The following is a 12485-nucleotide window of genomic DNA, read 5'->3' as shown; positions in this document are numbered from 1 at the left end:
CCGTTTCGTCGGTGCTGACGAGTCGTGTCTTCTTTCCGCCAACTGGCCATGCTGCCTGGGATATCAAGCAGCGCCCCGCTAGTGTGGGGCTTCACAGCATCGAGGGAGGGCATGATGGCGCTGACAACTTCTCTGGCAGGCAGGGTACGGAATACCAGCCTCCCTAAAAGCCATTCGCTGTTGCCGCTGCTGGAGGCCGTCGTCAACGGTCTGCAAGCGATCGATGCACGCTTTGGTGAGGACACCGAACACGGCCACCTTCGGGTTACGATCCGGCGGAGCGGACAGGATGAGCTCGACTTCGACTTGTCCGACGCGGGTCGTGTGACGCTGAAACCGATATCAGGATTTTTCATCGAGGACAACGGCGTGGGATTCACCCCAGCCAACATGAGCTCGTTCGAGACACTGGACAGTGACTACAAGGCGGAGATGGGTTGCCGCGGCGTAGGACGCCTGCTCTGGCTCAAGGCGTTCGACAGGATTTCGATACGGAGTACGTACCTCGACGACGACGGCGATCTTCGCGCACGGCAGTTCAAGTTCTCCGTAGACCGCGAAGTCGAGCACGACGAGGCGCCGGAGTGCTTCGATGAACCAGGCACAGTCGTCCATCTGGATGGATTCAAAGACGCCTTCCAGAGAAGCGCGCCGAAGACGGGCGAGACCATCGCCCGTGCGGTGTTCGAACACTGCATTTGGTACTTCCTCAGGCCCGGCGGCGCCCCTGACGTGACGATCGTCGATGACGAGGATGCGATCTCGCTGGCGAAACTGATGGAAGAATTCGTTTTCTCCGAGTTGCCTCAGACCGCCGTCGAGGTCAAAGGCAAAAAGTTCGACATGGTCAATCTTCGCCTCAAGTCCTCGACACGCAATTTCACGCCTCGGCTGTACTGGTGTGCGGCCAACCGCGTCGTTGTCGAGGAAAACCTCACCGGGAAGGTCCCAGGGCTGTACGGAAGGCTGAAGGACGACTCAGCAACCGAGTTCACATATGTCTGCTACCTGTCGTCCGACTTTCTGGACGCCCACGTTCGAGCTGATCGCACCGCGTTCGACATCAACGAACGACTGGCGGACCCGACGTTGGAAGACGATATCTCGCTGGAAGATATCCGTTCGGGCGTGCTGCAGGAAGTAGAACAGCTCCTTGCCGACTCACTCGCCGCAGCCCGCGACGCAGGCAAGCTGCGAGTCCTCGAGTTCGTCAGCAACCACGCGCCTCGGTATCGCCCGGTCCTTTCCAGGCTCGAGTCACTCGGTGTGACCGTGGACCCGTCGATCAAGGATGCAGACCTCGAACTCCTGCTTCATCGCAATCTACAGAAGCTGGAGGCCGATACCATCACTCAGGGCCAGGCGATCTTCGCAGAGGCCGGCTTCGCTCCCCTGGAGGAATACCGGGAACGCTTGAACCAGTACCTCGACAAAGTCAGGGACATCAATCAATCCGACCTGGCGGCGTATGTCTCCCGCCGTAGAGTGATTCTCGACCTATTGTCCAAGCTCATCAGGACGAACGAGCAGGGCAGGTATTCTCGAGAGGACGCTATCCACTCGCTGCTCATGCCTATGCGCACAGACTCGAATGAGATCGGCACCGACGCGGCCAATCTGTGGATCATCGACGAGCGGCTGGCTTTCCACGACTACCTCGCCTCCGATAAAACGCTCAAGAGCATGCCGATCACGGGCTCGGAGTCGACGAGGGAACCGGACATTCTTTCAACCCGACTCATCGACACGCCGGTGCTGGCAGCGGAGGGTGAGACGTTGCCATTGGCCTCGATCGTCGTGGTCGAGATCAAGCGGCCGATGCGGAACGACGTGTCGGAAGACAAGGACCCAATCCTTCAGTCGCTCGACTACGTGAAGCGCGTGCGAAGCGGCGGTGTAGTGACCGCTGCAGGACGTCCGATCCCGGCGTCACAGGATTCGCCGGCATTCTGCTATATCCTCGCCGACCTGACTCCGACACTGGTGAACAGGTGCGAGTATGCGAACTTGCGGCGGACTCATGACGGCCTTGGCTTCTTCGGCTTCAACGAGCCGGCCAAGGCGTACATAGAGGTCATGTCGTTCGACAGGCTCGTCAACGCCGCAACAGAGCGTAATCGAGCGTTTTTCGACAAGCTCGGATTGCCGTCGAGCTGACCGCCGAGTATGGCGGTTATCCGGTAAGCGAGTTGTGTTGAGGCGCAAGGCCCTAGGTGAGCGCTCAGACGATGGTTGCGTAGGGGCGGTGGACTTTGAGGGCTGAGTCCAGGACTCGGGTGACGGCGGAGCGGGGGAGGCCGAGTTCGTTGGCGATGGCGGGGGTGGAGCCGCCCTGGTCGGCTAGCGTCAGGATCTCTCTGACCTCCTCGATCGGGAGGTGGGACAGGCGGCGGCCGGTGATGGCGCGTGCGATCGCGGAGATCTCGTCGTCGTCGGTGTCGGCTTCCTCGGGCTCGGTGGGGAATTCATCGTCCTCGTCGTCGTCCGCCTCGAGGACGGGTATGGGTTCGACGCGCGGACGCGAGGGCTCGGGGGCTTCCTCGAGCGCCAATTGTTCGCTCTCCGTGTCGGCGGAGCGGTCGTTCTGCTCGGCGGTCGCCGACTTTCCGCGTTTCGCGCGCGGTGCGGTGGCGTTCGGGTGCACCTGAGCGGCAGTGTCGGCAGTCGCTGGGGGCGGTGTGCGCATGGGTTCGGTGGAGCCAGGGTGCCGGACTTCGTCTCCGTGATGCGCTCGCTCGATCGAACGGCCATCTCGATCGGTAGACGCGTGCGGTGACGCGACACCGTTCGCGCCTGCCGACGGGTGCTCACGGAACGCGAAGCCGTCGTGCAGGTCGGCGAGTGAAATCTGCTGTGCCGCTGGTTGCGAGAGCTGGCTGTCGGACGCGGGCGCTTCTGCTGGACTCGACGTTCCACGCTCGACATCGAGTGGGTGAGACTGTGGCGCTGGGGTTTCGTCGGCAGCGACGGCGTCCGTGGGGTGCTTGGTGACGAGCGGCTCGGTGTGCTTGTCGACTGGGTCGGCAGGAGGCACTGTGCTGGTGGGTATCTCGGTGGAGTGACCGTTGGCGGCCGAAGCAATATCGTGCCCCTTGACCCGCGGGTGACCGGTCGTGTGGAACGCATCGTCGGTGCTGGGGTGGGCGGTGTTCCCATCGCCACTCGAATACCGCACGGTGCCGTCGGCAGGGCTCGCCGGGACGATGTGGCCGTTGGTGGCAGGGCGCGAAGCGTGCCCGTTGGTGTGCGGGTGCGCGTTTCCGTTGGTGGGCGTCCGGTTGGTTTCGCCGTGGATCGGCAGTGGGTAGCCGTTCACGGGCAGGTCGTGCGAGTGGCCGTTGCGAGGACGCGAGAGCGCGGCGCCATTCGGACCGGTGACGGCCTCATGGCCGTTGCGTGATTGCTCGCCGGCGGAGTGCGAAGCGGTAGTGTGCGTTTCGCTGTCCACCGGGACCGTCCCCGTCCGAGGGAGGGTGACGGGATGGCCGTTGATCGGCGTATCGACGGCGTGACCGTTGGTCCTGCGCGCATCGGTCGGCCCCGAGGCGGCGGAACCTTCGTACATTTCGCTGTCCACGGCGTCCGCCGTCGTGGGCGGTGTGCGGTCGACGGTGATCGGATGGCCGCCGATCGGTGGTTCGGCCGGATGATCGTCGGCCGCCGACTTCCGGTGGGCGTGAGCCGGGGCGGGGGCGGCCGCTGCGGCCGGGTGGGTGAACTCGTCGGGACGAGCGTCCGTCGTCTTGTCCTGGACAGTGGCGCAGACCGGCGTTTCACGCCCGGCGGGAGTGCCCCGATGTTCGGTTCGCGTTCCTGGATTCGCGTCGTAGCGACCATCGGTCACGGGTGCGGCGTAGGTATCGCCTTCCGTAGCGAAGCGGCGGCTGTTCGTCGCCGCAATCGGCTGGTAGTCACCGTTCTCCGGCATACCCGCAGCGAATCGCGCATCGACCCGGACGGTGCGCGGGTCGGGATCGATCACCGGCGCTCCGTCGATGAGCACGGCGTACCGCGCGGAAACCCAGGCGTGCAACCAGATCACGACGCCGACCATCACCGGGGCGATCGCGTACTCGGCGGCGCGGCCGAGGTCGCCCGCGGCGAGATGCGGTCCGGTGTTGAGGGCGACGGTCGTGCCGAGCAGCGCCGCCTCGAAGAAGATCACCTTGCCGCGCGCCAGCTCCCGGCCCCAGCGCGCCGCGGTCGTCGCCGCGACCATGATGGTGATGACGGGGATGGAGATCATCGCCTCGATGCCGTAGCTCAACCAGTACAGCGGGTCGGACATGTCACCGCTGGGCACCAGATTGTGCTGCACGTTGACACCGGCCCAGACCATGCCGAGCACGACGACGGCGATCAAGGCGCGCGAGGACCACTCCGCACGCCGGTAGAGCTGCGCCAAGCGCGCGTCCTGGCTGGAGGCCCGCCGCCGTGCGGCCAGCGCGCGCCGATGCCAGCGGGCGTCGGCCTCCTCCGCGCGGCGCAACGCCGCGGCCGACTTCCGGTCGCGCCGCTCGGTGGCCAGCTCCGCCTCGATCGCCCTGCGCCGCTGCTCTCGGCGGCGCGCGCGAATCCATTCCGCCAACTCACGCTCCGCGGCGATCTCGCGTTCGGAGAGCACCTCCAGCAACGCCGGATCGAGCTGCAGGGGCAATTTGCCGCGCGCGGTCTCGACTTGCTGAGCCAGCGCGGCAATCTCGGAACTACCGTTCGAGGGTTCGTCGGGCATCGCGAGCCTTCCCAAGAGCAGGTCTCATGTCGTAGCGGTGGAGACATGATTGCTCGAACATATGTGTGATCGAAGTGAGATTAAACCGACCTGTTCCCGTGGTCAACGTAGCGGTCTCCCGGGGGGAAGGCGACACGCCGAACAGGCGAAATTCGCAGCTCGCCGCGAATATCCGCATGAGCGGCGCTTTTATCGTTGGTCTCCGCGTGTCGAAACTCAGTTCGAATGCGCGCAGAGCGATCACGCGAATTCCGCCGCGTGGGGTTGCCGCCCGCGCGCTCGAGCCCGAGGGGAACGCGGAGCGACGGCGGCCGGTCACCGCGCGTTTCAGCGCGAAGCAAGACCGGGACCGCCGTTCGTGGCCGCCGGCGAAGTTTGCGACGACAGGTCGCGACAGAACTAACGCAGCGTGGTGTGCCAGACGATGGCGGCGGCCAACGCGCCCGCGCCGTTGACCGACCAGTGCAGGGCGATCGGGGCGAGCAGGCTGCCGCTGCGGTGGCGCAGCCAGGTGAACACGACGCCCGCCGCGGCCGTCGCGAGGACGGCGAGCAGGATGCCTGCGATCTGTCCGGTCACGCCGCCGCCGACGTACTCGCTCAGGCCGCGATTGCCAGAGGTGAGGCCGAGGGAGGACGCGATGTGCCAGAGGCCGAACAGCAGGGAGCCCGCCGCGAACACGCCGCGCGCGCCGTAGGCGCGGTGCAGGGTGCCGTGCAGTACGCCGCGGAAGGCCAGTTCCTCGGGGATCGCGGTTTGCAGCGGGATGACGATCATCGAGGCGATCAACGCGCCGGAGACGGTGGCGTAGCGATCGGCCAGGAAGAACGGACGGGTCATGGGCAGCGCCGCGCCGATCGCGACGGCTGCGAGGACCACTGCCACCGCGGCGAGCGCGTAGAGCGAGCCGCGCCGCCAGTGCCGGGGCGAAAGGCCCAGTTCCGACCAGCCGAGGCCGCGCCTGCGCATCAGCGCGAGCAAGGCGATCGCCGCGATCGGCACCGTGACGATGTTCGCCCACGCGGTGGTGAAATGCGCGATCAGATTGGTGCCCGCCAAGACCATCACTACCACGGCGACGTCGATGTAGGCGTGCAGTCTGTGGCGTGGGCGGGGCGGTGCTGCTAGGTCCGGCTCAGACATCTCGACCGAGTCTACGGAACAAGAACACGTTCACCATAGATTGCGGCGCTATTGCTGGATCGATCACTTTCCCGCCGCCGTCGCGGGCGGCGGGGGACGGCGCTCGCGTGGATGGCGAGGCGGGCGCCGGAGAGCCGTGTGTGGGGAGCGGGGCGGCGCTCGTCCGGGCAGGTACGGCGTTGAGCCGATCCGCGTCCGGTGGCGCTGCCCGGGCGAGCGCCGGTTGCGGCTCCGCTGGTTCAGCCGAACGGCGGGCGGATCGTGGATTCCTCAGCCGGCCCAACCGTGCGGATCGGTCCAGGCCTGGAGCGTGCGGGTGGTTCGGAAACGGCGTGGCTCGCGGGTGACCGGATCGGTGAACTCGAGCGAGGCGGCCAGCAGTTGCAGCGGCCTGGTGAAGTCGTCGACCGGCTTGTCGGTGAGCACCGGGTAGAAATCGTCACCAAGGATGGGGATGCCGAGGCTGTTCATGTGCAGGCGCAACTGGTGGGTGCGGCCGGTGTGCGGGCGCAGGCGGTAGCGGCCGAGTCCGTCGCGGTGCTCGAGCAGTTCGATCTCGGTCTCCGCGTTGGGCTCGCCCGGCACCTCCTGGGCCGCGAGCACCTGCTTCTCCTTGATGATCCGGCTGCGCACCACGCGGGGCAGTGTGAGGGCGGGATCGAATCGGGCGATCGCCTCGTACTCCTTGCGCACGGTGCGCTTGTGGAACATGGTCTGGTACGCGCCGCGGCGGGCGGGATCGACGACGAAGAGCACCAGTCCGGCCGTGACGCGGTCGAGCCGATGAGCCGGAACCAAGTCGGGGAGGTCCAGCTCCCGGCGCAGCCGCACCAGCGCGGTCTGGAGGATGTGCTGACCGCGCGGGATCGTGGCCAGGAAGTGCGGCTTGTCGACCACCAGGATGTCGTCGTCGCGATGGACGACGGGGATGTCGAACGGGACCACCGTCTCCTGGGGCAGATCGCGATGGAACCAGACCGCGCCGCCGGGCACGTACGGCGAGTCCGGGGCGATCGGACCCTCCAGGTCGACGATGCCGCCCGCGTGCAGCAGCTCATCGATGCGCGCAGGAGACACCCGGGGCAGGCGTTCCACCAGATGGTCCCGGATGGTCGCCCAGTGGCCCTGCTCCGGCAGTCGCAACCGGGCCGGGTCCAAGCCGTGCCGCTTCGGCAACGGCGGTTGTTGCCGCCTTCTCATCGGTACCGACCTTAATAGGCGCGGTCGGACGTCGTCCGTCCTCGGTCCGCGCATGGCCGGAGCCGAGGCGGAGGTACGCCTGACCGCAGGTCCGTGACCCGGGGTCGCGGGCTCAGTGTGCGCGGATCGCGATGCCGGGGTAATCGAGCACCAGGCCCGATTTGTCGTAGTCGAGGGTGCAGGCGAAGTCGAACTCCGGGGCGGTGTACTGGAAACGCGGCCCGTGCGCGCCGTCGGCCACGCGGACGTAGCGCTGCTCCAACCGGGCTACCGCGGCGCCGGAGGCGTATACGCAGGCCGCGGGGGCGTCCGCGCTGTCGCCGATCTCCCGCGCGGCCCGGTGCACCGGCAGCGCGTTGGTCAGCGCGGAGGACTCCAGGTCCACGTCCAGGCAGCCGTCGAGCAGCGGCGCGGGCATGCCGTCCAGCAGCCAGGAGCCCGCACCGTCGGACTCCAGCACCAGCGTGTTCCAGCCGCCGGGCTTGCGCACGGCCACCTGAGCGCGGCGTGTGCGCCATTCGGTGTCCAGTGCGATCCGGTAGTCCACCACCCAGGGGTAGCCGTCCTCGACGGCTGTGGTGCAGCCGTCGATCAGCACGCCCTGCTCGGTGACCCGGAAATAGGCCACCTCGAATCCCTCGCGGGCGGTGCGATGCCGCCACGCGGCGGTGGGTGGCGGCGGCGCGAACATCATCGGGATCAGAATCCGCGCAGGCGATCGGGCGTCACACGCAGCACGACGGAGTACTCGGCGTAGAACTGCTCGTCGGTGATCCCGAGTGAGCGGAGGCCGTCGGCGTACTTCGTGGTGAAGGCGTCGATCTCCGCCGCGCCGGGGCGCTGCTCGACCACGCGCGCGGTGCCCGTGAGCACGACCACGTCGCCGCCGGTCGCGGTGCTGTTGAGATTCAGCGCGACCCGAGGGTTGCGCTGGATGTTGCGCACCTTCGGCTGGCCGGGCTTGCTGAAGATCAGGAATTCGCCGTCGCGCCACTGGAACCAGACGGGGTTGGGCTGCGGTGTGCCGGTGGGGCCGACGGTGGTCAGCCAGAGGACGGACTCGCGGTTCAGTCGCGCGGCGACTCTCGCGCCGAATTCGGTCTCGGTATCGACGACGGGGGCGGCGGAGCGATCGGATGCCGTTGCGGTCATGGCAAGGACAACGCCACCGCTGCCGTGACGATTCCGCCGCACGGACGACAGCCGCTCCGACACCGGGGGAACTCGTCGCGGCGACCACGGTGTGGCCGTCACGGCGTGGCCCGTTCGTCCAGCACCATCAGCCGGGCTTCGACCAGCGTCCTGCGTGCGCGCCTGCGGACCCGGCATATCTCGACGCCGCAGTCCAGGTGCACCTGCATGGCGCGGTGCGCTTGATTCGCGGTGAGTTCGCCAGGGTCTTTCGCGCAATTGGACAGAATCGAAAGGGTGTCTGCGCCAAACATATTCGTCACCCCTGTGTCCGATGGTTTCGCTTGCATGGGAAGTTAGCGATGCGCAGGGGCTATCGCGCCAGGACGCGGGTTCGTTCATGAAGGTTTCCCGAGCGCGTCGAGAATTCGAAAACAGAGGGTTCGCAGTAGTTTTCGCACATTGACGAAATAAGTCGCGAAAGACAACGCCTGGTGTGGGCCGCACCCTCGGGGTGGATCTCGCGTACGAGGCCGCGAGGCGGGTGTGGGGCCGGAGCGCCGGACGGGCTAAAGTAACTTAGCCTAACCTTCCTAAATAACCCCTTCTGTGTGAGTATGGGGCGAATCGGGAACGAACGCCGGGACGGGCGAGAGACGAGGACAGATGACGGTGGAGGCCGCGCCGCTGCCGGTGGCGGACACGGGGAACCGGCCGCCGAAGGCGGTGCTCAGAGAACACAAGCGGCGGGAGGCGCGGGCGCGCAAGGAGATCCTCGCGCCCGTGCGCGGGCACCTGGCCGCCGCGAGCGTCGTCATGGCCGTCGCGTCGGTGTGCGCGGTGGCGCCGTTCGTGCTGATCGTCGAAGTGTGCCGCGCACTGCTCGATCAACCCGTGGACACCGGCCGGGTCTGGCGACTGCTCGCGGTCGCCGCGGTGGTGCTGCTGGCCCGCGCCCTGCTCCAGGCCGGTGCGCTGACCTGGACGCATCTGGTCGACAGTGGTTACCAGCTCGCGGTGCGGCGGGCACTGGCCGCCAAGCTGACCAGGGTGCCGCTGGGCTGGTTCGGCGAGCGGACCTCGGGCGAGGTGAAGAAATACCTGCAAGACGACGTGGAGGCGCTGCACTACCTGGTGGCGCACGCGCGGCTGGAGTTCGTCGGCGCGCTCACCGTTCCGCTGGTCACCCTCGGCTACCTGGTCACGGTGCAGTGGCGGCTCGCCCTGGTGCTGCTGCTGCCGATCCTGGCCTACGCCGTGCTCTACAGCCGGATGATGGACCGCGACGGCCGGGACCGCTACGTCGTCTACACCCGCTCCGAGCAGCGCACCAAGGAAGCGGCCATCGAGTTCGTCGACGGCATCCAGGTGGTGCGCGCGTTCGGCCAGGCGGGCAAGGCGCACAGCGTCTTCCAGGACGCCGTCGAGCACCAGGCGCGCAGCGTCGACCGGCTGAAGACGCCGATCATCAAGGTGCAGGCGGCCTCCGACATCGTCGTCACCCCGGTGTTCGTGATGCTGGTCGTGGTCTTCGCCGGGCTGGCCGCGGTGGGTCTGGACTGGGTGCCGCCGCTGGACGTGCTGCCGTTCCTGCTGGTCGGCCTGGGCCTCGGCAGTTCGTTGCTCAACCTCGGCTACGGCGCGCAAGCGTTGCGCGCGGCGGCGGTCGCGGCGCAACGACTCTACGACCTGCAACAGACGCCGGAACTGAGCACCGACGCGCACGCATCCGATGCGGCGCCCTCCGCGCCCGCTGGACTGGTCCGGTTCGAAGGCGTCGGCTTCGGTTACCGCAGCGGCCACGACGTGCTGCACGACATCGATCTCGAACTCGCGCCGGGCACCATCACCGCGCTGGTCGGCCCCAGCGGCTCCGGCAAGTCGACGCTGGCCAAACTGCTGCCGCGCTTCTACGACGTGGGCGCGGGCCGGATCACCATCGGCGGCAGGGATATTCGTGACTTCCCGAGCGAAGAGCTCTATCGCACCGTTGGTTTCGTCTTCCAGGATGTGCGGCTGATCCGCGGGACCATCCGGGAGAACCTGCGCCTGGCCCATCCGGACGCCGATGACGCGGCGGTGGAAAAGGCGGCCCGCGCCGCGCAGATCCACGACCGGATCGTCGCGCTGCCACGCGGATACGACTCCGAGATCGGCGTCGACGCGACCCTCTCCGGCGGCGAGGCGCAACGGCTCTCCATCGCCCGCGCCCTGCTCGCCGACACCCCGGTGCTGGTGCTGGATGAGGCGACCGCCTTCGCGGACCCGGAATCCGAAGCCGCCGTGCAGGACGCGCTGGCAGTTCTGGTCGCGGGTCGCACCGTGCTGGTCATCGCGCACCGGCTGCACACCATCACCGGAGTGGATCGCATCCTCGTGCTCGAGGGGGGACGGCTGGTGGAGCAAGGCGAGCACGCGAGCCTGGTCGCCGCGGGCGGCACCTATCAGCGACTGTGGGAGATCAACGAGGCGGCGCTGGGCGAGATCGCCCTCGTCGAACGTGCGGAGGGCGTCCGATGATTCGCAAGGTACTCGACCTGGTTCCGGCCGAATTCGCCCACCTGACGCCGAGGTTGTTCGCCGCGATCGTGGCCCAGGCGCTCAGCCAGGCGCTGGCGTATCTGCTGCTGGTGCCGGTGTTGCAGGCGCTGTTCGACGACGACCTCGGCCGCGCGTGGCTGTGGGCGCTGGGCATGCTGGCCGCGGTCGCGGGCGTGGTGGTGTTCGGTTACCTGCAGGCCGCGATCGGACTGCGCGTCGGCGTCGGCATGCAGCGCGGATTGCAGACCCGGCTCGGCGACCACCTCAACGCGCTGCCGCTGGGCTGGTTCGAGACCCACGACGCCGGACCGCTGGGACGGCTGATGGTCGAGAACGTGCGCGAACTGCAGGGCCTGGTCGCCTACCTGCTGGCCAAGATCCTGACCGGCGTCATCGTCCCGCTCGCGGTCGCGGTGGGCATGCTGCTGGTCGACTGGCGTATCGCGGTGGCGATGCTGCTCGCCGCGCCGGTGCTCTATCTGGTCAACGGCTTGGCGAATCGCGCCTACACCGGCGCGGACAAGCGCCTGCACGCCGCGGCGGCCGAAGCCGATTCGCGCGTCATCGAATTCGCGCAGGCGCAGCCGGTCCTGCGGGCCTTCGGCGCGGTGGGCGCGGGCAACCGCGCGCTCGACGCGGCGCTGGCCGGGCAGCGGTCGGCGGGTGCGCGCATGGTCTTCGCCAGCGTGCCGGGCCTGATCCTGTTCGCGCTGTTCGTGCAGGCGGTGTTCCTGCTGCTGGTGTACGTCGCGGTCGCCCGGGTGACCGACGGCGCGATCTCGGCCGCCGCCGCCGTCGCGCTCGTCGCGGTGAGCTCGCGATTCATCGAACCGGTCAATCAAGCCGCGCAGTTGGGCAACGCGCTGCGCTCGGCGGCGACGGCCGCGGACCGGATCACCGAATTGCTCGCCGAACCGGTGCTGCCGGAGGCCACCGCCCCGGTCACGCCCGGCGCGCCATCGGTGATCTTCGACGACGTGAGCTTCGGCTATCGCGATGGCGAGCCGGTGCTGTCGGGCGTCACCTTCAGCGTTCCCGCGGGCACCACCACGGCCATCGTCGGACCGAGCGGCGCGGGCAAGACGACCCTGCTGCGGCTGGCCGCCCGGTTCTACGACGTGGATTCCGGCCGGGTGGCGGTGGGCGGGCACGACGTGCGTGACCAGCCGTCGGCGACGCTGTTGAGCCAGCTGTCGCTGGTCTTCCAGAACGTCTACCTGTTCGACCAGTCGGTGGCCGACAACATCAGGATCGGCAAGCCCGGGGCGGACGACGCCGAGGTGCGGCGCGCGGCCGAAGCGGCGCGGGTGGACGAGATCGTCGAGCGTCTTCCCGACGGTTTCGACACCCGCGTCGGCGAGGGCGGCACCGCGTTGTCGGGCGGTGAGCGGCAACGCGTCTCGATCGCGCGGGCGCTGCTGAAGGACGCGCCGATCGTATTGCTGGACGAGGCGACCAGCGCGCTCGACCCGCACAGCGAGGCGGTGGTTGTGCGCGGCGTGCACGAGATCACCAGGGACAAGACGGTCATCGTCGTCGCGCACCGGCTCGCCACCATCGCGCACGCCGACCAGATCCTGTTCCTGGACGGTGGCCGCATCGTCGAGCGCGGCACGCACGACGAACTGCTGGCGCTGGGCGGCCGCTACGCCGCCTTCTGGAACGAGCGCTCCCGCGCGACGGGTTGGCGGCTGGAACCGGCTCCGGCATAGGCGGGCACGAGGTCCCGTCGCCGGAC

The 12485-nt window shown here is 67.9% G+C and carries 9 protein-coding genes; 3 read left to right on the top strand and 6 right to left on the bottom strand.

Annotation, left to right across the window (positions count from 1 at the left end):
- Positions 1 to 114 precede the first annotated feature (114 nt).
- Complete coding sequence (locus tag U3653_RS17290) at positions 115 to 2157, top strand: ATP-binding protein (RefSeq protein ID WP_195080345.1); 2043 nt, start codon at positions 115 to 117, stop codon at positions 2155 to 2157.
- Positions 2158 to 2221: 64 nt separating this feature from the next.
- Here U3653_RS17290 and U3653_RS17285 read toward each other — a convergent pair whose 3' ends face one another.
- From U3653_RS17285 to U3653_RS17260, 6 genes are all read right to left on the bottom strand, one after another.
- Positions 2222 to 4732, bottom strand: a complete 2511-nt coding sequence (locus U3653_RS17285) for a hypothetical protein (RefSeq protein ID WP_195080346.1) — start codon at positions 4730 to 4732, stop codon at positions 2222 to 2224.
- A gap of 399 nt (positions 4733 to 5131) precedes the next feature.
- Positions 5132 to 5875 carry a CPBP family intramembrane glutamic endopeptidase gene (locus U3653_RS17280; RefSeq protein WP_195080347.1) on the bottom strand — a complete coding sequence of 248 codons (744 nt, stop codon included), beginning with the start codon at positions 5873 to 5875 and terminating at the stop codon, positions 5132 to 5134.
- 270 nt (positions 5876 to 6145) lie between these two features.
- Positions 6146 to 7075, bottom strand: a complete 930-nt coding sequence (locus tag U3653_RS17275; protein ID WP_195080348.1) for an RluA family pseudouridine synthase — start codon at positions 7073 to 7075, stop codon at positions 6146 to 6148.
- A 112-nt stretch (positions 7076 to 7187) separates the two neighbouring features.
- Positions 7188 to 7769 carry a putative glycolipid-binding domain-containing protein gene (locus tag U3653_RS17270; protein ID WP_195080349.1) on the bottom strand — a complete coding sequence of 194 codons (582 nt, stop codon included), beginning with the start codon at positions 7767 to 7769 and terminating at the stop codon, positions 7188 to 7190.
- Positions 7770 to 7774: 5 nt separating this feature from the next.
- Positions 7775 to 8227 carry a TIGR03667 family PPOX class F420-dependent oxidoreductase gene (locus tag U3653_RS17265; protein WP_195080350.1) on the bottom strand — a complete coding sequence of 151 codons (453 nt, stop codon included), beginning with the start codon at positions 8225 to 8227 and terminating at the stop codon, positions 7775 to 7777.
- 98 nt (positions 8228 to 8325) lie between these two features.
- Positions 8326 to 8520 (bottom strand): hypothetical protein, encoded by a 195-nt coding sequence (locus U3653_RS17260; RefSeq protein ID WP_195080652.1) that lies wholly within the window; start codon positions 8518 to 8520, stop codon positions 8326 to 8328.
- A 352-nt stretch (positions 8521 to 8872) separates the two neighbouring features.
- Here U3653_RS17260 and U3653_RS17255 point away from each other — a divergent pair, with 352 nt between their 5' ends.
- Positions 8873 to 10726 (top strand): ABC transporter ATP-binding protein, encoded by a 1854-nt coding sequence (locus U3653_RS17255; RefSeq protein WP_195080351.1) that lies wholly within the window; start codon positions 8873 to 8875, stop codon positions 10724 to 10726.
- The gene (locus U3653_RS17250; RefSeq protein WP_195080352.1) at positions 10723 to 12459 is read left to right on the top strand and encodes an ABC transporter ATP-binding protein; all 1737 of its coding nucleotides are present in this window, start codon (positions 10723 to 10725) and stop codon (positions 12457 to 12459) included. The genes U3653_RS17255 and U3653_RS17250 overlap by 4 nt, the downstream gene beginning before the upstream one ends.
- The last annotated feature ends 26 nt before the right edge of the window (positions 12460 to 12485 follow it).

Source organism: Nocardia implantans (genome assembly GCF_035544775.1).
Classification (GTDB): Bacteria; Actinomycetota; Actinomycetes; order Mycobacteriales; family Mycobacteriaceae; genus Nocardia; species Nocardia implantans.
This window is presented reverse-complemented; position numbering and strand designations above follow the sequence as displayed.

What these genes read in the sequence shown, in the direction of transcription:
- U3653_RS17290 (WP_195080345.1), top strand. Translation starts at nt 115, where the DNA reads ATGGCGCTGACAACTTCTCTGGCAGGCAGGGTACGGAATACCAGCCTC.
- U3653_RS17250 (WP_195080352.1), top strand. Translation starts at nt 10,723, where the DNA reads ATGATTCGCAAGGTACTCGACCTGGTTCCGGCCGAATTCGCCCACCTG.
- U3653_RS17270 (WP_195080349.1), bottom strand. Translation starts at nt 7,769, where the DNA reads ATGATGTTCGCGCCGCCGCCACCCACCGCCGCGTGGCGGCATCGCACC.
- U3653_RS17255 (WP_195080351.1), top strand. Translation starts at nt 8,873, where the DNA reads ATGACGGTGGAGGCCGCGCCGCTGCCGGTGGCGGACACGGGGAACCGG.
- U3653_RS17285 (WP_195080346.1), bottom strand. Translation starts at nt 4,732, where the DNA reads ATGCCCGACGAACCCTCGAACGGTAGTTCCGAGATTGCCGCGCTGGCT.
- U3653_RS17265 (WP_195080350.1), bottom strand. Translation starts at nt 8,227, where the DNA reads ATGACCGCAACGGCATCCGATCGCTCCGCCGCCCCCGTCGTCGATACC.
- U3653_RS17275 (WP_195080348.1), bottom strand. Translation starts at nt 7,075, where the DNA reads ATGAGAAGGCGGCAACAACCGCCGTTGCCGAAGCGGCACGGCTTGGAC.
- U3653_RS17280 (WP_195080347.1), bottom strand. Translation starts at nt 5,875, where the DNA reads ATGTCTGAGCCGGACCTAGCAGCACCGCCCCGCCCACGCCACAGACTG.
- U3653_RS17260 (WP_195080652.1), bottom strand. Translation starts at nt 8,520, where the DNA reads ATGTTTGGCGCAGACACCCTTTCGATTCTGTCCAATTGCGCGAAAGAC.